Source organism: Mycolicibacterium neoaurum ATCC 25795, from assembly GCF_000691525.1.
Taxonomy (GTDB): domain Bacteria; phylum Actinomycetota; class Actinomycetes; order Mycobacteriales; family Mycobacteriaceae; genus Mycobacterium; species Mycobacterium neoaurum.
On sequence record NZ_JMDW01000003.1, the window covers coordinates 365,617 to 390,979 of the forward strand.

22 protein-coding genes are annotated in these 25,363 nt (G+C 67.8%); 12 read left to right on the forward strand and 10 right to left on the reverse strand.

Annotated features, from left to right (window positions below; translation table 11 throughout):
- The first annotated feature begins 10 nt into the window (after positions 1–10).
- From IC40_RS0103565 to purH, 3 genes are read left to right on the forward strand one after another with little or no spacing between them, the layout of a single operon-like run.
- On the forward strand, positions 11–1,438 hold the full coding sequence (locus tag IC40_RS0103565) for a cell division protein PerM (protein ID WP_030133388.1): 1,428 nt from the start codon (positions 11–13) through the stop codon (positions 1,436–1,438).
- A 31-nt stretch (positions 1,439–1,469) separates the two neighbouring features.
- A complete protein-coding gene (gene purN / locus IC40_RS0103570) occupies positions 1,470–2,081 on the forward strand; it encodes a phosphoribosylglycinamide formyltransferase (protein ID WP_030133389.1) in 612 nt (203 codons plus the stop codon).
- The gene (purH, locus tag IC40_RS0103575; protein ID WP_030133390.1) at positions 2,078–3,649 is read left to right on the forward strand and encodes a bifunctional phosphoribosylaminoimidazolecarboxamide formyltransferase/IMP cyclohydrolase; all 1,572 of its coding nucleotides are present in this window, start codon (positions 2,078–2,080) and stop codon (positions 3,647–3,649) included. The genes purN and purH overlap by 4 nt, the downstream gene beginning before the upstream one ends.
- A gap of 77 nt (positions 3,650–3,726) precedes the next feature.
- On the opposite strand, the gene IC40_RS0103580 is transcribed toward purH, so the two are convergent.
- Positions 3,727–4,734, reverse strand: a complete 1,008-nt coding sequence (locus IC40_RS0103580; protein ID WP_030133391.1) for an alpha/beta hydrolase — start codon at positions 4,732–4,734, stop codon at positions 3,727–3,729.
- A 94-nt stretch (positions 4,735–4,828) separates the two neighbouring features.
- On the opposite strand from IC40_RS0103580, the gene IC40_RS0103585 reads away from it, so the two are divergent.
- Both IC40_RS0103585 and IC40_RS0103590 read left to right on the forward strand, forming a co-directional pair.
- Positions 4,829–6,220: a sigma 54-interacting transcriptional regulator gene (locus IC40_RS0103585; protein WP_030133392.1), complete on the forward strand. Its 1,392-nt coding sequence runs from the start codon at positions 4,829–4,831 to the stop codon at positions 6,218–6,220.
- A complete protein-coding gene (locus IC40_RS0103590; protein WP_030133393.1) occupies positions 6,213–8,177 on the forward strand; it encodes a vWA domain-containing protein in 1,965 nt (654 codons plus the stop codon). The genes IC40_RS0103585 and IC40_RS0103590 overlap by 8 nt, the downstream gene beginning before the upstream one ends.
- Before the next feature lie 58 nt (positions 8,178–8,235).
- Here IC40_RS0103590 and IC40_RS0103595 read toward each other — a convergent pair whose 3' ends face one another.
- The 7 genes from IC40_RS0103595 to IC40_RS0103625 form a co-directional block, all read right to left on the reverse strand.
- Positions 8,236–8,811, reverse strand: a complete 576-nt coding sequence (locus tag IC40_RS0103595; protein ID WP_030133394.1) for a DUF1707 SHOCT-like domain-containing protein — start codon at positions 8,809–8,811, stop codon at positions 8,236–8,238.
- Between the two features lie 106 nt (positions 8,812–8,917).
- Positions 8,918–9,679 (reverse strand): enoyl-CoA hydratase family protein, encoded by a 762-nt coding sequence (locus IC40_RS0103600; protein ID WP_036460409.1) that lies wholly within the window; start codon positions 9,677–9,679, stop codon positions 8,918–8,920.
- The gene (locus IC40_RS0103605; RefSeq protein WP_030133396.1) at positions 9,676–10,836 is read right to left on the reverse strand and encodes an acyl-CoA dehydrogenase family protein; all 1,161 of its coding nucleotides are present in this window, start codon (positions 10,834–10,836) and stop codon (positions 9,676–9,678) included. Before IC40_RS0103605 ends, IC40_RS0103600 begins: the two co-directional genes overlap by 4 nt.
- Positions 10,833–12,797: an acetyl/propionyl/methylcrotonyl-CoA carboxylase subunit alpha gene (locus IC40_RS0103610; RefSeq protein ID WP_030133397.1), complete on the reverse strand. Its 1,965-nt coding sequence runs from the start codon at positions 12,795–12,797 to the stop codon at positions 10,833–10,835. The genes IC40_RS0103605 and IC40_RS0103610 overlap by 4 nt, the downstream gene beginning before the upstream one ends.
- Positions 12,798–12,864: 67 nt before the next feature.
- Positions 12,865–14,460, reverse strand: coding sequence for an acyl-CoA carboxylase subunit beta (locus tag IC40_RS0103615; RefSeq protein ID WP_030133398.1), 1,596 nt, complete (start codon positions 14,458–14,460; stop codon positions 12,865–12,867).
- On the reverse strand, positions 14,457–15,605 hold the full coding sequence (locus tag IC40_RS0103620; RefSeq protein ID WP_030133399.1) for an acyl-CoA dehydrogenase family protein: 1,149 nt from the start codon (positions 15,603–15,605) through the stop codon (positions 14,457–14,459). Before IC40_RS0103620 ends, IC40_RS0103615 begins: the two co-directional genes overlap by 4 nt.
- A gap of 13 nt (positions 15,606–15,618) precedes the next feature.
- Entirely contained in the window at positions 15,619–17,322 is a 1,704-nt protein-coding gene (locus tag IC40_RS0103625; protein WP_030133400.1) for an acyclic terpene utilization AtuA family protein, read from the reverse strand.
- A 211-nt stretch (positions 17,323–17,533) separates the two neighbouring features.
- Between IC40_RS0103625 and rpmF the strand changes: the two genes are divergently transcribed.
- The 7 genes from rpmF to IC40_RS0103660 all read left to right on the forward strand — a co-directional run bounded on the left by rpmF (position 17,534) and on the right by IC40_RS0103660 (position 24,079).
- Positions 17,534–17,707 (forward strand): 50S ribosomal protein L32, encoded by a 174-nt coding sequence (gene rpmF / locus IC40_RS0103630; protein WP_023986216.1) that lies wholly within the window; start codon positions 17,534–17,536, stop codon positions 17,705–17,707.
- A gap of 50 nt (positions 17,708–17,757) precedes the next feature.
- Entirely contained in the window at positions 17,758–18,447 is a 690-nt protein-coding gene (locus IC40_RS0103635; protein WP_036460412.1) for a response regulator transcription factor, read from the forward strand.
- Between the two features lie 8 nt (positions 18,448–18,455).
- Positions 18,456–19,934, forward strand: a complete 1,479-nt coding sequence (locus IC40_RS0103640; RefSeq protein WP_042509923.1) for a HAMP domain-containing sensor histidine kinase — start codon at positions 18,456–18,458, stop codon at positions 19,932–19,934.
- A 190-nt stretch (positions 19,935–20,124) separates the two neighbouring features.
- Positions 20,125–21,462, forward strand: coding sequence for a S1C family serine protease (locus tag IC40_RS0103645; protein WP_030133403.1), 1,338 nt, complete (start codon positions 20,125–20,127; stop codon positions 21,460–21,462).
- Positions 21,463–21,491: 29 nt separating this feature from the next.
- Positions 21,492–22,052 (forward strand): MogA/MoaB family molybdenum cofactor biosynthesis protein, encoded by a 561-nt coding sequence (locus IC40_RS0103650; RefSeq protein ID WP_030133404.1) that lies wholly within the window; start codon positions 21,492–21,494, stop codon positions 22,050–22,052.
- A gap of 661 nt (positions 22,053–22,713) precedes the next feature.
- Positions 22,714–23,364 (forward strand): porin MspA, encoded by a 651-nt coding sequence (locus IC40_RS0103655; RefSeq protein WP_030133405.1) that lies wholly within the window; start codon positions 22,714–22,716, stop codon positions 23,362–23,364.
- Positions 23,365–23,653: 289 nt separating this feature from the next.
- On the forward strand, positions 23,654–24,079 hold the full coding sequence (locus IC40_RS0103660) for a hypothetical protein (protein WP_030133406.1): 426 nt from the start codon (positions 23,654–23,656) through the stop codon (positions 24,077–24,079).
- A 140-nt stretch (positions 24,080–24,219) separates the two neighbouring features.
- Here IC40_RS0103660 and mscL read toward each other — a convergent pair whose 3' ends face one another.
- Both mscL and IC40_RS0103670 read right to left on the reverse strand, forming a co-directional pair.
- The gene (gene mscL / locus IC40_RS0103665; protein WP_030133407.1) at positions 24,220–24,642 is read right to left on the reverse strand and encodes a large-conductance mechanosensitive channel protein MscL; all 423 of its coding nucleotides are present in this window, start codon (positions 24,640–24,642) and stop codon (positions 24,220–24,222) included.
- 73 nt (positions 24,643–24,715) lie between these two features.
- Positions 24,716–25,363 (reverse strand): SAF domain-containing protein, encoded by a 648-nt coding sequence (locus IC40_RS0103670; RefSeq protein WP_030133408.1) that lies wholly within the window; start codon positions 25,361–25,363, stop codon positions 24,716–24,718.

The following is a 25,363-nucleotide window of genomic DNA, read 5'->3' on the forward strand; positions in this document are numbered from 1 at the left end:
GACCCAGCTAGTGGACAACCGATCGGTCGGCACCCGGCAGGCCCGTGACCTGCTGCGGGTCGCGTTCGGGCCGTCGGTTGCCGCGCTGGGCATCATCGCCGCGATCACCCTGCTGCAGCTGTTGATCGCCAACAGCGATATGACCGGCGCGTTCGGCGCCATCGCCAGCATGTGGCTCGGCGTGCACCAGGTCCCGGTCTCGATCGGCGGCCGAGAGCTCGGCGTGATGCCGCTGCTACCGGTACTGCTGATGGTGTGGGCCACCGCGCGTACCACCGCGGCCGCCGCGGCGCGGTCGTCGTGGTTCGTCATCCGCTGGGTGGCGGCCTCGGCGCTCGGCGGACCGTTGCTGATCGCGGCGATCGCGCTGGCCGTGATCCACGATGCATCCTCGGTCATCACCCAGCTGCAGACCCCCGACGCATCGCGTGCCTTCGCCGGGGTCTTCCTCGTGCACCTGTTCGGTGTGCTGATCGGCATCGGGATGACCGGACGACTCGCCGGCCTGCCGTGGCTGCCGCGCTGGCTTCCCGAGGCGCTGCGCGCCGCGGCCACCGGTGTGCTCGCCCTGCTCGGACTGTGCGGTGTGGTGGCCGTCGGCTCGATCGTCGTGCACTGGGGGACCATGCACGACCTCTTCGGGATCACCGACTCGATGTTCGGTCAGCTCAGTCTGGCCCTGCTCTCGATTCTGTACATACCGAACGTGTTGGTGGGCACGGCGGCCGTGGCCGTGGGGTCCAGCGCCCACATCGGGCTGGCGACGTTCAGCTCGTTCACCGTGCTGGGCGGCGACATCCCGGCGGTACCGGTACTGGCCGCGTTGCCGACGCCGCCGCTCGGCCCGATCTGGGTGGCGCTGCTGATCGTGGCGGCCGTGGCGGCCGTCGCGCTGGGGCAACAGTGTGCCCGCCGTCCCGCACCCTGGCCGATCGCACTGGCCAAGCTCGGCGTCGCCGCGGTGGCCGCGGCGCTGACCATGGCACTGCTCGGTTATGCCGGCGGCGGTCGGCTGGGCAACTTCGGTGACGTCGGGGTCGACCAGACCACCTTCGGTCCGGCCGTGTTCCTGTGGTTCGCCGTCATCGGGGGTCTGACCGTGGTCATGGCCGGCGGCCTGACGCGGCGACCCAAGCCGGTGAAACCCGTTCCGGCTCCCGAACCCGAGCACTATGACGAGGACGCGATCACCGAGGTCATCGTCGACAGCGAATGGAGTTCGGACCGCCCCGAGGATGTCATCGACGCCGAGGTGATCATCGACGCCGAGATCGATGACGAGGTGATGCTCGGCGAGCCCGACTATCTCGACGCCGAGATCGTCGAGGCGCCGGTCCTCGGTGATGACGACCCGCTGCTGGATCCCGAGGAACACTTCATGGTCGACGGTGACATTCCCGACGTGGTCGCCGAAAAGCGACGCGAGCAGGACGACTAGGCTGCTGCGCGTGCCGCAGCCACCGTTCCGAGTGCCGCCCAGCGCACCGGCTCGGCTGGTGGTGCTGGCGTCGGGCACCGGTTCCCTGCTCGAGGCACTGGTGTCGGCCGCGGTCGGCGACTACCCGGCGCGCGTGGTCGCGGTCGGGACCGACCGCACCTGCCGGGCACTGGAGATTGCCGAGGACGCCGGACTCCCGTCGTTCCGGCTGCGCGTCGCCGATCATGCCGACAGAACCGCCTGGGATGCCGCGCTCACCGCGGCCGTCGCCGAGCACGAGCCCGATCTGGTGGTCAGCGCCGGGTTCATGAAGATCCTGGGACCGCAGTTCCTCGAGCGCTTCCACGGCCGCGTGGTCAACACCCATCCGGCGTTGCTGCCCGCCTTTCCCGGCGCCCATGCCGTCGCCGACGCCCTGGAGCACGGGGTGCGGGTGAGCGGATGCACGGTGCACCTGGTGGACTCCGGTGTGGACACCGGGCCGATCCTGGCGCAGCAGGCGGTACCGGTACGCGACGATGACACCGAAGAGACCTTGCACGAGCGCATCAAGACCGCCGAACGGGCGTTGTTGGTGGACGTGCTGGCCGCGCTGGCGACGCGCGGTCTGACCTGGAGCGGACGAAAGGCAATCCTGGGATGAGCGAACGTAAGCCGATCCGGCGGGCGTTGATCAGTGTGTACGACAAGACCGGTCTGGCCGATCTCGCCCGCGGCCTGCACGCCGCCGGCGTGAGCATCGTCTCGACCGGGTCGACCGCGAAAACCATTGCCGATGCCGGAGTTCCGGTGACCCACGTCGAGGATGTCACCGGCTTCCCCGAGGTGCTCGACGGCCGGGTCAAGACGCTGCACCCCAAGGTGCACGCGGGCCTGCTGGCCGACCTGCGCAAGCCCGAACACGAGAGTGCGCTGGCCGAGCTGGGGATCGCGCCGTTCGAGCTGGTCGTGGTGAACCTGTATCCGTTCAGCGAGACGGTGGCCTCCGGCGCGGCGCCCGACGAATGCGTGGAACAGATCGATATCGGCGGCCCGTCGATGGTGCGCGCCGCTGCCAAGAACCATCCGAGTGTGGCCGTCGTGGTCGACCCGCTCGGCTATGACGGTGTGCTGGCAGCCGTGCGCGATGGCGGCTTCACCCTGGCCGAACGGAAGAAGCTGGCCGCGTTGGCCTTCCAGCACACCGCCGAGTACGACGTGGCGGTGGCGAGCTGGATGGTCTCGGTGCTGTCCCCCGAAGAAGGCACGGCGGACGCGTCCGCGCTCCCCCGCTGGGTCGGTTCCACCTCACGGCGCACCGCGGTGCTGCGTTACGGCGAGAACCCGCATCAGCGCGCGGCCCTCTACCGGGACGACACGGCCTGGCCGGGCCTGGCCCAGGCCGAGCAGCTGCACGGTAAGGAGATGTCCTACAACAACTACACCGATGCCGATGCCGCATGGCGCGCGGCGTTCGACCACGAGCAGACCTGTGTTGCGATCATCAAGCACGCCAACCCCTGTGGCATCGCGGTGTCGACGACGTCGGTCGCCGACGCGCATGCCAAGGCGCATGCCTGCGATCCGCTCTCGGCGTTCGGTGGGGTGATCGCGACCAACACCACCGTGAGCGTCGAGATGGCCGAGACGGTGGCCGATATCTTCACCGAGGTGATCGTCGCGCCGGCGTATGAGCCCGGCGCGGTCGAGGTGCTCGCCAAGAAGAAGAACATCCGCATCCTGGTCGCCGGTGAACCCGAGGGCACCGCCACCGAATTGCGGCCGATCAGTGGTGGCCTGCTGGTCCAGCAGCGCGATGCTCTCGATGCCGAGGGTGACGATCCGAACAACTGGACGCTGGCCACCGGCGCGGCCGCCGATCCCCAGACGCTGGCCGATCTGGTCTTCGCCTGGCGGGCCGGCCGGGCCGTGAAGTCCAATGCGATCGTGATCGCCAAGGACGGCGCCACCGTCGGCGTCGGTATGGGCCAGGTCAACCGGGTGGACGCCGCCCGGTTGGCAGTCGAGCGGGCGGGGGAGCGCACCCAGGGCGCGGTGGCTTCCTCCGATGCGTTCTTCCCGTTCCCCGACGGGCTGCAGACACTGATCGATGCCGGGGTGAAAGCTGTTGTGCATCCGGGTGGTTCGGTGCGTGACGATGAGGTGACCGCCGCTGCGACGGCCGCCGGGATCACGCTGTACCTGACCGGGGCCCGGCACTTCGCCCACTAGGTTCCTCGCCGAGTGGCCACTTGTGGCACGGTTCCGTCGAGAATGCGTGCATGAAGTGGCCACTGGGCGCCGGGAGGTCAGGCCGCCTTGCTGGCCTCGGTGGTGACGTGTTCGACGAACGAGGCGATCTCGTCGATGGCGCGGCGGGCGTCGGGGTTGACGTCGAAGGTCAGCTGGAACATGTGCATGGCCTTGTCCCACACCTGAACCCAGACCGGCACCCCGGCGGCCTTGAGCTGATCGGCCAGCACGAAGGTGTCGTTGCGCAGCATCTCGTTGGTGCCGATCTGCAACAAAAACGGGCCGAGGCCCGCGGCGTTGGCCTCGGCGGGCATGATCGGCACCGGACGGGTGCCGTTCACCGTCGCGAAGACGTCATAGATGAACTTGACCGTCATGAACGGGAAGAGCACATCCCGATGTTGTTTGAGTGCCTGGTACTTCAGATCCATATCGGCAGAGGTCAACGCCGACAACAGGATCTGCCCGGCCGGCACCGGGAGCCCGGCGTCGCGCACGGCCAGCGCGGTGTCGGCCGCGATGAGACCGCCCGCCGAGTCGCCGGCGAACACGATGCGGCTCGGCGCGAAGCCGAGATCCAAAGCGCGGCGGTAGGCATCCACCCCGTCCTCGACGGCCTCTTCGATCGCGGCCTGGGGCGCCAGGCGGTAACCGACGTTGAGCACCTTGGCTCCGGTCGCCGCCGACAGTTTGGAGACGAATCGGCGATGTGAGTTCAGCCCGAGGGTGACCAGCGCCGAACCGTGGAAGTAGATGATCAGGTCGGTGGATGTGCCGGCGGCGGGAGCGCTCACCCATTCGGCCGGGCAGTGCGGCAGCGCCTCGCGGGTGACCGTGGTCCCGGGGAGGGCGGAGATCACCCGCAGCGGCCGGTCGATGACGTCCAGATGCGCCCGTTGCAGGCCGGCCGGCCACACGCGATTGACCAGCAGGCCGAGCAGGGTGGACAACCCGAGCACGGGGCGGAGGGTCAGCGCGGTGAGCACACCCAGCAACCGCGACTGCCAGGACGCCGGACCGTAGTGCGTCGTCATCGGCCGGTCATGCCATTCGAGCAAATTCACGGTACCGAGGGTACCGGGTAGTTCGCGGCAAGCGAAAACCGGCATTCGCCCGGTGACCATGCCTGCGGTCGACAGCAGTCGTAGCGTGGAGGTCGTGACATCACCTAACGACTTGCCCCGCACTCTCGGCGAACTGCGCGCCTCCGGCCATGTCGAGCGCGGGATCAAGGACGAGATCCGGGCCAACCTGCTGGCCCGGTTGGCCGACGGCGAAGAGGGCACCGCGATCTGGCCCGGTCTGTTCGGTTTCGAGGACACGGTGCTGCCGCAGGTCGAACGTGCCCTGATCGCCGGCCACGATTTCGTCCTGCTCGGTGAGCGGGGGCAGGGCAAGACCCGGTTGCTGCGCTCGCTGGTCGGGCTGCTCGACGAATGGACCCCGGTGATCGAGGGGTCCGAACTGCACGAGCACCCGTACTCGCCGATCACGCCGGAGCAGATCCGGCGCGCCGCCACCTCCGGTGACGACCTCCCGGTCGCCTGGGTACACCGCAGCGAGCGCTACACCGAGAAGCTGGCCACCCCCGACACCAGCGTCGCCGACCTGGTCGGCGATATCGACCCGATCAAGGTGGCCGAGGGACGCAGTCTCGGCGACCCGGAAACCATTGCCTACGGCCTCATCCCGCGCGCACACCGCGGCATCGTCGCCGTCAACGAACTGCCCGACCTGGCCGAGCGCATCCAGGTGTCCATGCTCAACGTGATGGAGGAGCGCGACATCCAGGTGCGCGGGTACACCCTGCGGCTGCCGCTGGACGTGCTGGTGGTCGCCAGCGCCAACCCCGAGGACTACACCAACCGCGGCCGCATCATCACCCCGCTCAAGGACCGGTTCGGCGCCGAGATCCGCACCCACTACCCGCTGGAACTCGACGCCGAGGTCGCCGTCATCGCCCAGGAGGCGCATCTGAGCGCCGAAGTCCCGGACTATCTGCTCGCCGTGGTGGCTCGATTCGCCAGGGCGTTGCGCGAGTCCACGGCCGTCGACCAGCGCTCTGGGGTGTCGGCCCGGTTCGCGATCGCCGCGGCCGAGACCGTCGCGGCCTCGGCACGGCACCGCGCGGCCATCCTCGGCGAGCAGGATCCGGTGGCGCGTGTCGTCGATCTCGGCACCGTGATCGACGTGCTGCGCGGCAAGCTGGAGTTCGAGTCCGGTGAGGAGGGCCGCGAGCAGGCGGTGATGGAGCACCTGCTGCGCCGCGCCACCGCCGACACCGCGGCCAGGGCACTGGGCGGGCTGGACGTCGGGCCGCTGGTCACGGCGGTCGAAGAGGGCTCGCCGGTGACCACCGGTGAGCGGGTCAGCGCCAAGGACGTGCTCGCCGCGCTGCCGGAGCTGGCGGTGATCGACCAGATCGCCGAACGCCTCGACGCCCGCACCGAAGGGCAGCGCGCCGCCGCGGTGGAGCTGGCGCTGGAAGGCCTGTATCTGGCCAAGCGGATCGACAAGACCTCCGATGATGGTGAAACCGTCTATGGCTAAACATAATTCGCGGTATTCGCGCTACACCGGCGGGCCCGACCCGCTGGCACCACCGGTTGATCTGCGCGAGGCGCTGGATCAGATCGGTGAGGACGTGATGTCCGGCGCGTCCCCGCGGAGGGCCTTGCAGGAGCTGATGCGCCGCGGTACCGCCTCCATGCCGGGCGCGGACAAGCTGGCCGCCGAGGCCAACCGGCGGCGCCGGGAACTGTTGCAGCGCAACAACCTCGACGGCACCCTCGCCGAGGTCAAGAAGTTGCTCGACGAGGCCGTGCTGGCCGAGCGCAAGGAACTGGCCCGGGCGCTCGACGATGACGCCCGGTTCGGCGAGATGCAGATGGAGGCGCTGTCGCCGTCACCGGCCAAGGCCGTCCAGGAACTCGCCGATTACGACTGGCGCTCGGCCGAAGCGCGGCAGAAGTACGACCAGATCAAGGATCTGCTCGGCCGCGAGATGCTCGACCAGCGGTTCGCCGGAATGAAGGACGCACTGCAGAACGCCACCGACGAAGACCGCGCCGCCATCAACAAGATGCTCGATGACCTCAATGACCTGCTGGAAAAGCACGCCAGGGGAGAGGACACCGACGAGGATTTCGAGAAGTTCATGGCCGAACACGGCCAGCACTTCCCGGAAAACCCGCGCAATGTCGACGAGCTGATGGATTCGTTGGCCAAGCGCTCCGCGGCCGCCCAACGGTTCCGCAACAGCCTGTCCGAATCGCAGCGCGCAGAGCTGGATGCCTTGGCCCAGCAGGCCTTCGGTTCGCCGTCGCTGATGAGTGCGCTGAGCCGGCTGGACGCCAACCTGCAGGCCGCCCGCCCCGGTGAGGACTGGAACGGTTCGCAGGAATTCCGTGGCGAGGATCCGTTGGGCATGGGCCAGGGCGCACAGGCCCTCGCCGATATCGCCGAACTGGAACAGCTGGCCGAACAACTCTCGCAGGGTTATGCCGGGGCCACCATGGAGGATGTCGATCTGGACATGCTGGCCCGCCAGCTCGGTGACGAGGCCGCCGTCAATGCCCGCACACTGGCCGATCTGGAACGTGCACTCACCGAACAGGGCTTCCTGGACCGCGGGTCCGACGGCCAGTTCCGGCTCTCGCCCAAGGCGATGCGCCAGCTCGGGCAGACCGCGCTGCGCGATGTCGCCCAGCGGCTGTCCGGCCGGCACGGCGAGCGGGAGACCCGCCGCGCCGGTGCGGCCGGTGAGCTGACCGGTGCGACCCGGCCGTGGGCGTTCGGGGACACCGAGCCGTGGAACGTCACCCGCACGATCACCAATGCCGTACTGCGGCAAGCAGGCTCAGGGGTGATCGACGGCCCGGTGCGGATCGGCGTCGAGGACGTCGAGATCTCCGAGACCGAGACCCGAACCCAGTCCGCTGTCGCGCTGCTGGTGGACACCAGCTTCTCGATGGTCATGGAGAACCGGTGGTTGCCGATGAAGCGCACCGCGCTGGCGCTCAACCACCTGGTGAGCACTCGGTTCCGCTCCGACGCGCTGGAGATCATCGCGTTCGGGCGGCACGCGCGCACCGTCAGCGCCGCCGAGCTGACGGCCCTGGAGGGCGTACGGGACCAGGGCACCAACCTGCATCACGCGCTGGCGCTGGCGGCCCGGCATCTGCGCAAGCACCCCAACGCCCAGCCGGTCGTGCTGGTGGTCACCGACGGTGAGCCGACCGCCCACCTGGAGGATTTCGGCGACGGCGCCGAGGCGTTCTTCTACTACCCGCCGCACCCGCGGACAATCGGGCTGACGGTGAAGGGTTTCGACGATCTCGCAGCTCTGGGCGCGCAGTTGACGATCTTCCGGCTGGGCAGCGATCCTGGACTGGCCCGGTTCATCGACCAGGTGGCCCGCCGGGTCGGCGGGCGCGTCGTGGTGCCCGATCTCGATGGGCTCGGCGCGGCAGTGGTCGGCGACTATCTACGCGCGCGGCGCCGCTGATCGGTGCGCCGTTCAGCAAAACAAGCATCGCGGAAGCGAGCTTTTCAGCAAATGACGGTCAGCTGTTCTTACGTTTCTTGCGCTTGACGCCGACGCTGCCCCACAGGGAGAACCCACGGATGGTCACCCGGGGAGCTCCCGGCGTCCCTGGCTCGCCGACATGATCGAATGAGCCCATCACGGCGTGCCCGCGGACCGCGACGTTGACTTCCGGCGGGACCAGGATCGTCTGGCCGCCGAAGATGGAGATCGTGTGGATGTCCACATCGGGTGAGGTGAAGTCGGCGTAGCGCAGATCGATGACGCCGCCACCGAACAGCGCGAAGGATGTCAGACGCTTCGGGACGTTCCAGCGACCACGCCGCTCGAACCCACTCAAGATGGCCAGGAGCAGGGTCGATGGTGCAGGCCGGCGAGGTCCGCACTGCGAGGTCGTCGCAAAGTCCGGCAGATCGGACGAGAGTCGGGCGAGCTCACCGCGTGTGGTGGCTGCGTAGGCCTTGGCCAGCCGCTGCTCATACTCGTCGACACTGAGCCGACCCTGGGCGGCGGCGTCGGTGAGAAGCTGGGCAGCCTGCGCCCGCTCGGCATCACCGGCTCGGGTGGAGCCAGGTTCGGCGGCTGAGGTGCTCATCGCAGACGAGCCTACGACTCATGCTCACGAATGCAAGCTCGTGGGCAAAACTGTTACGGCAAACTTCGCCGCTCGGACGCCCCGCTGGCAAACGACAGCTACTTTCTCATGTCCAGGACGGCCGGCGTTTCTGCAGGAAAGCGAGCATGCCTTCGTGCGCCTCCTCGGACACGAACAGCCGCGCCGATTGCTCGGTGAGTTCTTCGGCACGTTCGTCGAAGCCGGCCAGCACCGAGGCGGTGGTCAGCGCCTTGGACGCGGCAAGCCCCTGCGGCGAAGCCTTGGCGATGCTCGCGGTGAGATCGGCGACCGTCGCGGCGACGTCATCGACGGCCGCGGTGACGAGCCCGATCCTGGCGGCCTCCGTCGGCCCGAACTTCTCGCCGGTGACGAAGTATCGGCCCGCGGCGCGGGCGGTCAGCTTCGGCAGCAGGGTCAGCGAGATGATCGACGGAGCCACCCCGATCCGCGCCTCGGTGAGAGCGAAGGAGCTCGCGGGTCCGGCCACCGCGATATCGCAGGCGCCGACCATACCCATGCCGCCGGCCCGCACGTTCCCGTCGACCGCGGCGATCACCGGGACCGGCAGCTCCAGGATCGCGCGCAGCAGGCGGGTCATCTCGCGGGCCCGGTCGACCGCCACATCCCCCGGTTCTCGGCCGGCCGCCTCGGACAGGTCGGCACCCGCGCAGAACGTCGGACCGGTATGGCCCAGCACCACCGCGCGCACATCGGCGGCCGCCGCGTCGGCGAACCCCTGATGCAACTGTTCGACCAGCGCCGTGGACAGCGCGTTGTGGTTGTGCGGCGAGTTCAGCGTCAGGCGGGCGATCCGGCCCTCGACCGTGTAGTCGACCAGCATCGTCAGTAGGACCGGGGCAGACCCAGCGAGGTCTGTGCGACGAAGTTGAGGATCATCTCCCGACTGACCGGCGCGATACGCGCCAGGCGGGAGGCGGTCAGCACCGAGGCGATGCCGTACTCCTTGGTGAGTCCATTTCCGCCGAGGGACTGCACGGCCTGGTCGACCGCGCGCACCGATGCCTCACCGGCGGCGTACTTGGCCATGTTCGCCGACTCGGCGGCACCGAAATCATCTCCGCTGTCATAGAGCGCCGCGGCCTTCTGCATCATCAGCTTCGCGAGTTCGATCTCGATGTGGTTCTGGGCCAACGGATGCGCGATGCCCTGATGCGCGCCGATCGGGGTCTTCCACACCTGGCGGGTCTTGACGTACTCGGTGGCCTTGTTGATGGCGAACCGGCCCATCCCCACCGCACTGGCCGCGCCCATGATGCGCTCGGGATTCAGCCCGGCGAACAACTGCGCGATGGCGGCATCCTCGCTGCCGACGAGTGCGTCCGACGGCAGTCGCACCTCGTCGAGGAAGACCTGGAACTGGTATTCGGGACTGAGGATCTCCATCTCGATCTTGGTCCAGGACAGGCCGGGGGTGTCGGTCGGCACCACGAACAGTGCGGGCTTCAGGTTGCCGGTTTTATGGTCCTCGGTGCGGCCGACCACGAGGATGGCCTGGGCCTGGTCGACACCGGAGATGTACACCTTCTGACCCGAGAGGATCCAGTCGCTGCCGTCATGGCGCGCGGTGGTGGTGATCCGGTGACTGTTGGAGCCGGCATCGGGTTCGGTGATGGCGAAGGCCATCGTGATCGACCCGTCGGCGATACCGGTGACCCAGTGCTTCTTCTGTTCTTCGGTCCCGAACTTGCTGATGATCGTGCCGTTGATGGCGGGGGAGACCACCATCATCAGCAGCGGACAACCGCCCGCCGACATCTCCTCCATCACCATCGACAGCTCGTACATGCCGGCCCCACCGCCGCCGTACTCTTCGGGGAGGTTCACCCCGATGAAGCCCAGCTTGCCCGCCTCGGACCACAGTTCGTCGGTGTGCTGACCGGCCCGCGCCTTCTCCAGGTAATAGTCCTGGCCGTAGTTGGCGGCCATCGCGGCGACGGCCTTGCGCAGCGCCTGCTGCTCCTCGGTTTCGATGAAGCCGGTCATGACTGTTCTCCTTCTATTCGGGCCAGCACAGTGCCGACCTCGACCTGCTGGCCTGCCTGTACGTTCAGTTCGGCGAGCACACCGTCGCTCGGCGCGGCGATCGTGTGCTCCATCTTCATGGCCTCAAGCCAGATCAACGGCTGCCCGGCGGTCACGGCATCACCGGCCGCCGCGCCGACCCGGACCACCGAACCGGGCATCGGCGCCAGCAACGATCCGTGCGCCACCGCCGAGTCCGGATCGGGGAATCGGGGAAGACTCGTGAGGCGCACGGCACCGCGCGGCGAATCGACGAAAACCTCTGCGCCATAGCGTGTCACCGCGAAGGTCTCCTCGACACCGCTGATCGACAACACCACTTGCCCAGGGCCGGTGGACACCACGGTGACATCATCGACGTCGGGCACCTCGACACCGTCGCGTCCGATCCGATAGCGAACCAGGTGCTCCCGGTCGTCGCCATCGCGAAATGAGCGGGACTGATACCCGGAGAACAGATTGCGCCACCCGCTGGGTGCGGGTCCGAATGCCGTTGCCGTGGCGCGATTGTGCGCGGCGTCGGCGAGCGCGGCGGCCAACGCCGACGGTGCGGTGATGTCCCTGACCGCGACCAGTCGGTCAAGGCCGTGGGTGTCGAAGAACGCGGTGTCGGTGTCCCCGGCGACGAATGCCGGGTGTCGTAACACGTTGACCAACAGGTCACGGTTGGTGCCGGGACCGTGGATGACCGCGTGGGCCAGCGCCTCGGCCAGTGCGGTGGCGGCCCGTTCTCGGGTATCGGCGAACGAGATCACCTTGGCCAGCATCGGGTCGTAGAACACCGAGATGACCGATCCGTCGAGTACACCGGAATCCAGCCGAATCCCGGTGCGGCCCAGGGTGTCGAATTCGGTGCGGGCGGCCGGGACGGCGAACCGGTGCAGTGTTCCGGCCTGTGGTTGCCAGCCCTTGGCCGGGTCCTCGGCGTAGAGCCGGGCCTCGATCGAATGTCCGCGGGTGGCAGGTGGGCGGGCGTCGAGGTGGACGCCGTCGGCGACGTCGATTTGCAGCGCCACCAGGTCCAGGCCGGTGGTCTCCTCGGTGACCGGGTGTTCCACCTGCAGACGGGTGTTCATCTCCAGGAAGTAGAAGTCGCCACTGGCCCCCGGATCGGAGCTGGCCATGAACTCGACGGTCCCGGCGCCGGTGTAACCGATCGCCTCGGCGGCCAGTCGGGCGGCCTCGAAGAGCTTGTCGCGCATGCCCGGAGTCCGGTCCACCAGCGGGGACGGTGCCTCTTCGATCACCTTCTGGTGTCTGCGCTGAATGGAGCACTCGCGTTCTCCGACGGCCCACACGGTGCCGTGCCGATCGGCCATCACCTGTACCTCGATGTGATGACCGGCGGCCAGGTAGCGCTCGCAGAAGACGGTGGGATCGCCGAACGCCGACTGTGCCTCGCGCTGCGCGGCGGCGACCTCGGCCGGCAGTTCGGACAGCTCCCGCACCACCCGCATGCCGCGGCCGCCACCACCGGCGGACGCCTTGATCAAGACGGGCAACTGGTCGGCGGTCACGGTGTCCGGGTCCAGTTCGGCCAGTACCGGCACGCCGGCCGCGGCCATCAACTTCTTGGCCTCGATCTTGGAGCCCATGGCCTGCACGGCGGCCACCGGCGGCCCGATCCAGGTCAGGCCGGCTTCCTGTACCGCGGCCGCGAAATCGGGGTTCTCCGAGAGGAACCCGTAACCGGGATGTATCGCGTCGGCACCGGCGGCGCGCGCCGCCGCGATGAGCTGGGCGCTGTCGAGATAGCCGTTGCGGCCCTCAAGCCGGACCCGGAAGTCGGCCTCGGTGACATGTGGGGCGTCGGCGTCGGGGTCGGTGTACACCGCGACGGTGCCGATCCCGAGGCGGCGACAGGTGGTGAACACCCGGCGGGCGATCTCGCCGCGGTTGGCGACGAGGACTCTGCTGATCATCGAACTCCCTCCGCGATTTGGGCGCGTTCGCGCTCGCTGTGCGAACGTGAGCGCGCCGAAATCACAGTCACATCCGGAAGACGCCGAAGTTCGACGTCCCCTCGATCGGTCCACTGGCGATGGCGGACAGGCACATCCCGAGCACGGTGCGGGTATCGCGCGGGTCGATCACACCGTCGTCATAGAGGCGCCCGGACAGGAACATCGGCAGCGACTCGGCCTCGATCTGCGCCTCGACAGCGGCGCGCAGGGCAGCGTCGGCGGCCTCGTCGACCTGCTGACCGCGAGCCTCGGCGGCCGCGCGGCTGACGATGGAGAGCACCCCGGCGAGCTGGGTGCCACCCATCACCGCGGACTTGGAACTGGGCCAGGCGAACAGGAAGCGGGGGTCATAGGCGCGCCCACACATACCGTAGTGGCCTGCACCGTAGGAGGCGCCGATCAGCAGGGAGATGTGCGGCACCGTCGAATTGGAGACGGCGTTGATCATCATCGACCCGTGTTTGATCATCCCGCCCTCCTCGTACGCCCTGCCCACCATGTAGCCGGTGGTGTTGTGCAGGAACAGCAGTGGGGTGTCGGAGCGGTTGGCCAGCTGGATGAACTGGGTGGCCTTCTGGGATTCTTCGGAGAACAGCACGCCGCGGGCGTTGGCCAGGATGCCGACCGGGTAGCCGTAGAGCGTCGCCCAGCCGGTGACCAGTGACGAACCGTACAGCGGCTTGAACTCGTCGAAGTCCGAACCGTCGACGATGCGGGCGATCACATCGCGCGGGTCGAAGGGGATGCGCAGGTCGGCACCGACGATGCCGAGCAATTCCTCGGCGTCGTACTCGGGTTCGCGCACCGGTAGTGGTGCCGGGCCCTGCTTGCGCCAGTTCAGCCGCGCGACGATGCGCCTGCCGATCCGGATGGCGTCCAGTTCGTCATTGGCAAGGTAGTCGCCGAGCCCCGATGTGCGGGCGTGCATCTCGGCCCCGCCGAGCGACTCGTCATCGGATTCCTCACCGGTGGCCATCTTGACCAACGGCGGACCGGCCAGGAACACCTTGGAGCGGTCCCGGATCATCACCACGTGGTCGGACATGCCGGGGACGTAGGCGCCGCCGGCGGTGGAGTTGCCGAACACCAGCGCGATGGTCGGGATGCCCGCCGCCGAGAGCCGGGTGAGGTCACGGAACATCTGCCCGCCCGGGATGAAGATCTCCTTCTGGGTGGGCAGGTCTGCGCCACCGGACTCGACGAGGGAGATGACCGGTAGCCGGTTCTGGATCGCGATCTGGTTGGCGCGCAGGATCTTCTTCAGCGTCCAGGGGTTGCTGGTGCCGCCCTTGACCGTCGGATCGTTGGCGACGATCAGGCATTCCACGCCTTCGACCGCACCGATACCGGTGACGACGCTGGCGCCGACGGTGAAATCGCTGCCCCAGGCGGCCAGCGGGCTCAGCTCAAGGAACGGCGAGTCGGGGTCGACCAGCAGCTCGACGCGTTCCCGCGCGGTGAGCTTGCCGCGGGCATGGTGACGGTCGACGTACTTGGGACCACCGCCGGCGAGGCTGCGCTCATGCTCGGCCGCCAGCTCGGTCAGCTTGGTCGTCATCGCCGCGGCGGCATCGGTGTAGGCCGGCGTGCGTGGGTCGAGGGTGGATTTCAGACGGGTCATTGGAATCCCAGCGTCTTGGCGGCCAGCGAGGTCAGGATCTCGGAGGTGCCGCCGCCGATACCCAGGATGCGCATATCGCGGTATTGGCGTTCCACCTCGGATTCGGCCATGTAGCCCATCCCGCCGAACAATTGGACGGCCTGATTGGCCACCCATTCACCGGCTTCCACGGCGGTGTTCTTGGCGAAACACACCTCGGTGATCAGATTGGACTCACCCGCCATCTCGCGCTCGACGAGCTGATGGGTGTACACCCGTGCCACATCGATGCGACGGGCCATGTCGGCCAACGTGTTCTGCACGGCCTGCCGGGAGATCAGCGGTCGTCCGAACGTCTCGCGGTCGCGGCACCACTGCACGGTCAGGTCCAGGCAGCGCTGCGCACTGGCGTAGGCCTGCGCGGCAAGCCCGACCCGCTCGCTGACGAACGCGCCGGCGATCTGGAGGAACCCACTGTTCTCCGCGCCGACCAGATTCGCGGCTGGCACCCGCACATCGGTATAGGACAGTTCGGCGGTGTCGCTGGATCGCCAACCCATCTTCTCCAGCTTGCGGCTGACCTCGAAGCCCTCGGACTCCTTGTCGACCACCAGCAGCGACACCCCGGCCGCACCCGGGCCGCCGGTGCGCACCGCGGTCACCACGTAATCGGCGCGGACACCGGAGGTGATGTACGTCTTGGCGCCGTTGACGATGAAATCGTCCCCGTCCCGGACCGCTTTCGTCGTCAGGTGCCCCACATCGGACCCGCCGCCGGGTTCGGTGATGGCCAGCGATCCGATGAGCTCACCGCTCAAGGTGGGGCGCACATAGGTGTCGATGAGCCGTTGGTCGCCCGAGGCGATCATGTGCGGCACCGAGATGCCGCAGGTGAACAGCGAGGCGAACACCCCGCCGGGCACACCGGTCTGATGCAGTTCCTCGCAGATGATCACCGCGTCGGCACTGTCGCCGCCCCCGCCGCCCACCGATTCCGGGTAGGGCGCACCGAGCAGTCCCGCGGCGCCTGCCGCCAGGTGCAGTTCGCGGGGCAGTTCGCCGGCGCGTTCCCATTCTTCGACGTGCGGCAGAATCTCGCGTTCGGCGAACGTACGCACCGTCTTTCGCAGGTCCTCGCGTTCGGGTGCATTCCAGACGCTGGTCACAAGCTTGTCCTCATCACAACAGCCTTTCCGGGATGTCGACGTGTCGGGATCTCAGCCATTCACCGAGACCCTTGGCCTGGGGATCGAACCGCGCCTGGTACGCGACACCTCGGCCGAGGATGTCCTCGATGACGAAGTTGACGGCGCGCAGATTGGGCAGCAGATGCCGGGTGACCGGCAGGTGTGCGGTCTCGGGTAACAGCTCGCGCAACGCCTCGACGGTCAAAAAATTTGCCAGCCAAGACCATTCGCTGTCGGTACGCACCCAGACGCCGACGTTCGCCGATCCGCCCTTGTCGCCGCTGCGTGCGCCGGCGATGCGGCCCAATGGTGCGCGGACAGTGGGACCGTCCGCGGGTGGGTCGGGCAGGCGAGGATCCTCGACCGGTGCCAGCTCCCGGGTGTCGGCCGCCGGGGCGATGTCGACGCGGGTGCCGTCGGCGTGCACCGCGGTATGCGGCACCTCGGCCGCGTCGACATAACCGGGGGTGAACAACCCGTACACCTGACCGTCGCCCGGCGGAGCCGTCGCGGTGAAGCCGGGGTAGCTGGCCAACGCGAGTTCGACTCCGGCGGCGGAGAATTGGCGTCCGACCACGGCCGGGTCGGGGTCGCGGACCACACAATGCAATAAGGCGCTGGCCGTCTCTTCGGTGTCGGCATCGGCATGGTCGGTGCGGGCCAGCGTCCACTCCAACTCGGCCGGCCGCGTGGTCAACGACGCCTCGAGCTGACGGCGCACCAACGCGGCCTTGGCCTCGATGTCGAGCCCGGTGAGCACGAACGTCGTCGCGTTGCGGAACCCGCCGATGCTGTTGAGTGACACCTTCAGCGTCGGTGGCGGCGCCTCACCGCGCACGCCGCAGACCCGCACCCGGTCGGGCCCGTCCTGCTGCAGCATCACCGAATCCATGCGCAACGTGACATCGGGGTTGGCGTACCGGGCGCCGGTGATCTCGTAGAGCAGTTGGGCGGTGACGGTACCGGTGTCGACCAGGCCGCCCGTGCCGGGGTGTTTGGTGATGACCGACGAGCCGTCGGCACTGATCTCGGCGATCGGGAAACCCGGGTGGTCGAGGTCGGGCGGGAAGAAGGCGTAATTGCCGCCGGTGGCCTGGGTGCCGCATTCGATGATGTGTCCGGCGGCGACGGCACCGGCCAGCGCGTCGTAGTCGGTGGGTGACCAGCCGAAGTGAGCGGCGGCCGGGCCGACGATGACGGAGGCATCGGTGACCCGGCCCGTCACGACGACATCGGCCCCGGCGTTCAGACACTCGACGATGCCCCAGGCGCCCAGGTACGCGTTGGCCGAGAGGGGAGACCCGAACCCGAGTTCGTCGGCGCGCGCCACCACATCGTCACCCTCGACGTGTGCCACGTTCACGCTGAGCCCGAGCCGATCGGCGAGTTCACGGACGGCGGCGGCCAGGCCCGCCGGGTTGAGTCCACCGGCGTTGGCGACGATCTTGACTCCGCGGTCCATCGCCAGGCCCAGGTTGTTCTCCAACTGGCGGAGAAAGGTCTTGGCGTAGCCCAGATCGGCGTTGCGGGCGCGGTCGCGGGCCAGGATGAGCATGGTGAGTTCGGCGAGGTAATCGCCGGTCAGGTAGTCGAGCTCGCCGCCCGCGAGCATCTCGCCCATGGCCGACATCCGGTCCCCGTAGAAGCCCGAGCAGTTGCCGATCCGTACCGCTTCCGAGGCCACCCACACTCCCATCGAATTCCGACCAACCGGTCAGTAGGTTAACCGGTACCGACGGTATCGCGTCAAGAGGTTGGGCCGGATCCGTCGCCGTGGTCCAGTCTTGCCCAGCCGGTGCCGGCGGTTCGGCGGTTTGGAGGCATCCGGCGGTGCGGGCTATTCTGTGGTGCACATTGCCGTCGCTGTTTACTGCGCGGCGGAAACCCCGCAAGAGGAGATCTCGATCATGGCTGTGCCCAAGCGCCGGATGTCGCGCTCGAACACCCGTAGCCGCCGCGCGCAGTGGAAGGCCGAGGCTACCGGCCTGGTCACCGTGTCCGTTGCCGGCCAGCAGCGCAAGGTGCCGCGTCGCCTGCTCAAGGCCGCGCGCCTGGGCCTGGTCGACCTCGACCGCAAGTAGGTCGGCGCGCCTCTCAGGTCGCTCTCAGATGGAGGGATGACACTGTGGCTGTGCGCATTCTTGTCGTTGACGATGACCGCGCTGTGCGCGAATCCCTGCGCCGGTCGCTGTCGTTCAATGGTTATTCCGTCGACCTGGCCCAGGACGGTGTCGAAGCCCTCGAGGCCATCTCGAGCGATCGACCGGATGCTGTCGTTCTCGATGTCATGATGCCCAGGCTCGACGGGCTTGAGGTGTGTCGACATCTGCGCAGCACCGGTGACGATCTGCCCATCCTCGTGCTCACCGCGCGTGACTCGGTGTCCGAACGGGTGGCCGGGCTCGATGCCGGGGCCGACGACTACCTGCCCAAACCGTTCGCGCTGGAGGAACTGCTGGCCCGGATGCGTGCGCTGCTGCGCCGCCGGGCCACCCCCGAGGAGACCGCCGACAACCGGGCGCTGACGTTCTCCGATCTGAGCCTGGACCCGGTGACCCGCGAGGTGACCCGTGGGGAGCGGTCCATCAGTCTGACCCGGACCGAGTTCTCGCTGCTAGAGATGCTCATCGCCAATCCGCGGCGGGTGCTCACCCGCAGCCGGATCCTGGAAGAGGTGTGGGGCTTCGACTTCCCGACCTCGGGCAACGCGCTTGAGGTCTATGTCGGCTACCTGCGCCGCAAGACCGAGGCCGAGGGCGAGCCGCGGCTGATCCACACTGTGCGCGGTGTCGGGTACGTGCTGCGCGAAACCCCGCCGTGAGGCTGCGGCTGCGCCGGCCGAAGAGCCGAAAATCCGGGCAGACCACGCAGCGGCGCTACAGCCGCAATGTCAGCACCGTCTCGCTGCGTTGGCGGGTGATGCTGCTGGCGATGTCGATGGTGGCCATGGTCGTCGTGCTGATGGCTGTCGCGGTGTACGCCGTGGTGTCGCGATCGGTCTACGACGATATCGACACCCAGTTGCATAGTCGTGCACAGCTGCTCATCGAAAGCGGTTCGCTGGCAGCCGATCCGGGCAAGGCCATCGAGGGCACCGCCTACTCGGACGTGAACGCGATGCTGGTGAGCCCCGGCCGTTATATCTACACCGCCAACCAACAGGGACAGACGCTGCCGCTCGGGCCGCCCGAGAAGGCCGTTGTGCAAGGCGAGTTGCTGATGAGCCTGCGCACCACGAACAATCAGCGGGTTCTCGCGGTGCACCTGGCCGACGGTAATTCGTTGCTGATCTCGAAGAGCCTGGCTGCCACGATCGCGCTACTGAACCGGCTGGGGACGGCGCTGGCGATCATCGGTGCCTCGGGTATGGCGGTGGCCGCCATCGCCGGTGGGATGGTGGCCCGCGCCGGACTGCGCCCGGTGGCCCGGTTGACCAGAGCGGCCGAGCGGGTGGCGCGCACCGACGACCTGCGCCCGATCCCGGTGGTCGGCACCGACGAGTTGGCCCGGCTCACCCACTCGTTCAACATGATGCTGCGGGCATTGGCCGAGTCCCGGGAGCGCCAGGCGCGGTTGGTCACCGACGCCGGCCACGAGTTGCGTACGCCGTTGACCTCGCTGCGCACCAATGTCGAGCTGCTCATGGCGGCGATGGCGCCCGGGGCGCCGCGGCTGCCCGACGGTGAGATGACCGAACTGCAGGCCGATGTGATCGCCCAGATCGAGGAATTGTCCACATTGGTGGGCGATCTCGTCGACCTGACCCGTGACGATGCCGGCGTGACGGTGCGCGAGAAGGTGGACCTGCCCGACGTGGTGGACCGCGCGCTGGAGCGAGTCCGGCGGCGCCGCAACGATATCGAGTTCGACGTGCAACTGATCGACTGGCAGGTCGACGGTGACCCCGCCGGACTCTCGCGCGCCGTTCTCAACGTGCTCGACAACGCCGCCAAGTGGAGCCCGCCCGACGGCCGTGTCGTGGTGCGGTTGTGGCAGCGCGACGCGGTGCATGCCGAACTGGCCATCACCGATTTCGGCCCGGGCATTCCGCCACACGAGCGGGACCTGGTCTTCGAGCGGTTCTATCGGTCCACTTCGGCGCGCGCGATGCCCGGATCGGGGCTCGGGTTGGCCATCGTCAAACAGGTGGTTCTCAAGCACGGCGGCACGATCGGCGTCGAGGAGGCGGTCCCCGGTGGTGACCCGACGGGGACGACGGTCAGGATCGTGCTGCCGGGCAGGCGGGTGTTGCCCGACGGTGACGATGCAGTCGGAGCGATGGCGCCGGCGGCGACACGCGGGGACTGATCGTGGACCGCGTCGCCGCCGACACCCACAATTGACGGCGCGGGCGATCCGCGGGGGAATTCTGTGCGAATTCATAGGGGACCACCGGGTACTTCTCTAAGTGGATTCTCAGCCCAGTTCGGCACTGTGAGCGTGCGTAACGCGTTGTACGAAGTAACTGATCCGCTGAGTAGAGAGAGCGACCAGACCTATGACGAACCACCCGAGGTACACCCCGCCTCCGTCCCAAGCGGGTAGCGGCCCGAGTGGATACGAGTCCGGTTACGAGGGGCGGGCCACCGGATACCCCGGTGGCTACACACAGCCCTACGACTGGCGTTACGCACGGCAAGCCCATCCGCAGCAGTCGCAACAGCACGGCCAGCAGCCGCACGCCCAGCAGCCGCGTCCGCAGTACGACCCGTACCGGCCCGCGCAGGGTCCGGGCGGTGGCCAGAAGCGTTCACGCACGGGCGGCCTGCTCGCCGGCGCGCTCGCGATCGCGGTGGTGTCGGCAGGCATCGGCGGCGGCGTGGCGGTATTGGCCACTCCCGACCAACCGGCCACCAGCTTCTCCAGCAGCAGCGGCGCCACCCCGGGCCAGCCGGCAGCCAGCGTCCCGGCCGGCTCGGTCGAGCAGGTCGCGGCCAAGGTGGTGCCCAGCGTGGTGAAGCTGGAGACGAATCTGGGCCGGGCCTCCGAGGAGGGGTCGGGCATCATCCTGTCCAGCGACGGTCTGATCCTGACCAACAACCACGTCGTGGCCACCGGCGACGCGCCGGGCGGACGGGCAGAGACCAAGGTGACCTTCGCCGACGGGCGTACCGCGCCGTTCCGCGTGGTCGGTACCGACCCGAGCAGTGATATCGCCGTGGTGCGGGCCGAGGGCGTCTCGGATCTGACGCCGATCACGCTCGGTTCGTCCTCGGACCTGCGTGTCGGCCAGGACGTCGTCGCCATCGGTTCGCCGCTGGGCCTGGAAGGCACGGTGACCGTCGGCATCGTCAGCGCGCTCAACCGGCCGGTCGCCGCCGGTGGCGACAGCAAAAACCAGAACACGGTGCTCGACGCCATTCAGACCGATGCCGCCATCAACCCCGGTAACTCCGGCGGCGCGCTGGTCAACATGAACGGCGAACTGGTCGGCGTGAACTCGGCGATTGCCACCCTAGGTAGTTCCTCGGGCGGCTCGCAGAGCGGATCGATCGGACTGGGCTTCGCGATCCCGGTGGATCAGGCCAAGCGCATCGCCGATGAGCTGGTCCAGAACGGCACCGCCTCGCATGCCTCGCTCGGTGTGCAGGTGGGCAACGACGCGTCGGTCGACGGTGCCAAGATCGTCGAGGTCACGCAGGGTGGCGCGGCCGCCGCGGCCGGGTTGCCCAGCGGTGTGGTGGTGACCAAGGTCGATGGCCGGGTGATCAACAGCGCCGACGCCCTGGTGGCCGCCGTGCGGTCCAAGGCTCCGGGCACCAAGGTGACCTTGACCTTCGATGGACCCGGCGGGTCGCAGACGATGGACGTGACCCTGGGCAAGGCCGACAAGTGACCAACGAGATCGAACTGGCTCCGGCGATGATGACCGAGCTGGCGGCCACCTTGTCTGCGTCGCTGTCGTCGGCCGGATATACGGTGACAGGCATGGAGAAACCAGGGGACATGGTCGGCCGCGCACTCGTCGTCGTCGTCGACGATCGGACGGCACACGGGGACGAAGAAGACCACAGCGGGCCGTTGGTCACCGAGCTACTCGCGGAGAGCGGATTTCTGGTCGACGGCGTCGTGGTCGTCTCCGCCGACGAGGTGGAGATCCGCAACGCGCTCAACACCGCGGTGATCGGAGGGGTGGACCTGGTCATCTCGGTCGGTGGTACCGGAGTCAGTCCACGCGATGTCACCCCGGAGGCCACGGTGGATCTGTTGGACCGCGAGCTGCTGGGCATCTCGGAGGCGCTGCGGGCATCGGGTCTTTCGGCGGGCATCGTCGATGCGGGTGTCTCACGCGGCCTGGCCGGAATCTCGGGGAGCACGCTGGTGGTCAATATCGCCGGTTCGCGGGCCGCGGTCCGGGACGGGATGGCGACCCTCTCACCGCTCGCGGTCCAGGTGATCGGTCAGCTCTCCCGGTTGGACATCTGACCCTCCCGTGGATGGCCATGACGGGGTAATGATGCAGGTCCGCGCATTCTTTTCGATTCCGGAAGGTTACGGTCAGGTGAACAGAATTCCCGGCCAAAAAGTGATCTTGGTCACAAGGGATAGTGGGCTGTGACCGAGTCGAAGCGGTCCCCGCGGGATGTAGTTAACGCTGTCTTCGGAGAGGAACTTCCGAGTACCACGAGCGATGAGCGCGACAGCGATCACCGCGAGGACTACACCGACCGCGATCGGTGGCTGCGCGACAACGTGCCGCCGCACCACGGCTGAGCAGTGCTTTCATCTTGAACGGCTGGAATCGTCCTGATTCCAGCCGTTCTTGGTATTCACCCCCGGGTGCGGAGCAACATCGGTCGCGTTATCTTGCTCCGCCCTTCCTGCCGCCCAAGCTGTAGGTGATCGGCGACCCCAGCAAACTTCTCGTGGCTCTCGCTCGCCGTCCGATCGGTTGGACGTACGCGTTGCCGGGCGGATGCCGCACCGTTATGTTGCTCTGGTCAACGATGAGCAATCCGTAAGAACTAAATGTGAAGTTTCTAATTCCGGTCACATGAAGCTCTTGCGGGGTGTGAAGTTCCGGCTAGGGCCGGGGTGGCACATCAACAACACGGTGGACAAACCGTCGGCACAGCTTAGGGAGAACATGAAGACAATCAGTCGGGTGTTTCTCGCGATGATCGCGGCGATCGCGGCGATGTTCGTGAGCACTGGCACCTCGAACGCAGGCCTGGACAACGAGCTCAGCCTCGTCGACGGCAAGGATCGCACCCTCACGATCCAGCAGTGGGACACCTTCCTCAACGGTGTGTTCCCCCTCGACCGCAACCGCCTGACCCGTGAGTGGTTCCACTCCGGCAAGGCCAAGTACATGGTCGCCGGCCCGGGTGCCGAGGACTTCGAAGGTGTCCTGGAGCTGGGCTACCAGGTTGGCTTCCCGTGGTCGCTGGGCGTCGGTATCAACTTCAGCTACACCACCCCCAACGTCGCCCTGAGTGGTGACCCCGGCTTCGGTGTCCTCGGTATCGGTGGCCTGCCGCTCGTCGGTGAGATCGCGACCCCGCCGCTGCTGCCCGGTGCCTCCATCAGCGCCGACCTCGGCAACGGCCCGGGTATCCAGGAAGTCGCGACCTTCTCCACCGAGGTCGCCGGCCCCGAGGGTGCCGTCGCGGTGTCCAACGCTCACGGAACCGTCACCGGTGCCGCCGGCGGTGTGCTGCTCCGTCCGTTTGCTCGACTGGTCTCGAGCCTCGGCGACAGCGTCACCACCTACGGCGAACCGTGGAACATGAACTGACGTTCGTTCTCTCGCGCTGACGATCGGTCCCCGGTGTATGCCGGGGACCGATCTTCATTTCGGCGCACAGCCGTTGCGGCCGGATTGGTTAGCATGGCTCGCTCGGCTCTCAAATCAGCTCGGCGACTTGATGTTTCGGCATTCGACCCGTTGCCTGCCGGCGATATCCCCGCCCTGTGAAGAGGGGTTGTTTGGCAAGCGCAACGGGGGGATGCCTGCTATTCTCTTATTGCAATTAACGGCTCGGGCCACAGTCCGTGCGTGTCTCGGAATGGAAGGTGTTTCAGTGATGGCCGAAGCCATTGATCGCGTCAAGAAGGCCGGAATCGTCGGCATCGGTGCATTTGCCGCGTCCTGCGCGTTGCTGACCTTCGGGGCAGGCACCGCCAGCGCCGATGACACCGGGCCCGCCCCGACCGAGATCGGTTCACAGGGTGTCGTGTCCTCGCCGCAGTCGGCCGCGGTTGCAGGCGCCAAGCGTTGCGAGACCAGCGCGGGCACCCTGAGCACCGCATCGGTGTACATGCCCGATGGCAGCGTCCCCAAGCAGGTGACCGAGGAGAAGGGTCCCGAAGAGGTCGGCTCCAACGGCTGGATCGCGATCAACGTGAACCCCTCCAGCCCGTGGAACGCCTCGTTCTTCAACGGTGCCAACACCGGCCCGCAGTGCTCGCTGGTGCGTGCCCCCGGTGCCACCGGTCGCGGCCTGCAGTAGGCCCTGATAGCTCTGACACGCTGAGAGCCCCGCCTCGCCGATTGCCGGCAAGGCGGGGCTCTCTGCTTTGGCGGCGTCGAACAGCGCACACAAGAATGCCCGACCGGCGTCCGGTCGGGCATTCTCGCGTGTGAGCTCGGTCAGGCGGTGGGCTTGGGTGCGTCGGGATCCAGACGCTGCTCGACAGTCGGTCCTGGACGCTGCGCCAGCAGATCGCGGATCTCGGTCAGCAGCACCACCTCGGCCTCGACGGTCTCCTCTTTCTGCTTCCGGAACCTGCTGAACGGCAGCACGATCACGAAGTACACGACGGCCGCGATCAGGACGAAGTTGATGGTCGCCGACAACAGCACGTTCAGATCGATCGTCTGATTGCCGCCGATGGGGATGCGCAGGATGCCGTAATCGGAGTCGCCGCCGGCGCCGATCCGGTCGATCAGCGGTTGGATGATGCTGTCGGTGAACGCGGTGACCAATCCGGTGAACGCGGTACCGATGACGACCGCGGTCGAGAGGTCGATGATATTGCCGCGGAGCAGGAACTCCTTGAAACCCTTGAGCATGCGGGGACCCTTCCAGCAGTTCGTGGTCAGCCAGTTTCCGCAATCAGTATGGCAGTGCTCGACCGGTGGTGGATCAGTGGAACGTCACGGTGAGGTGTCCGGTCAGGGCCGCACCGGCCACGGCGGTGGCGGCCTGCCGGGGCAACACGACCATGACGACCCGTTGCGTCCCCGCCGATGGTCCGTTCGCTTCGGCGGACACCATCGCGACCACCGCACGGGTGGCGATCAGCTCGGGTGGGGAGCCGGAATCGGAGGCGGCCAGCACGTCGAGGACGTCGCCGGGACGGATCAGCTCGACCACGGCCGCATCGGTCAGCGGTATGGGCACGACCCGTGCATCGGGACCGGCCGTCGCCTCGGTGAGGCGGGTGCCGAGCAGACGCACGTCGGTGAGTACCTCGCCGCGGCGCGCGGGTGCGGTCAGGTGCGCGCCGACCACATCGCCGATATCGGTCTGCGCGCCGTCGGGCACGGTGGCCGTCAACCGCGACTCGATGGTCAGATCACCGGCTTCCAACGGAGAACCGGGGGCGAGGTCGGCCGCGGCGATCACCACATGGGTGCGCTCACCGGCAGGGTCGGGGCGTAAGGCGATCACGGCGGCCAGCACGACGAGAACACCGGCGGCGGCACGCCGCGCGGCGACGGTCCGCGTCCAGTCGGGGCGCAGAGCCGCGCGTACTCGCGTCAGGACCGTCGGATCAAGCGATTCCCCCAT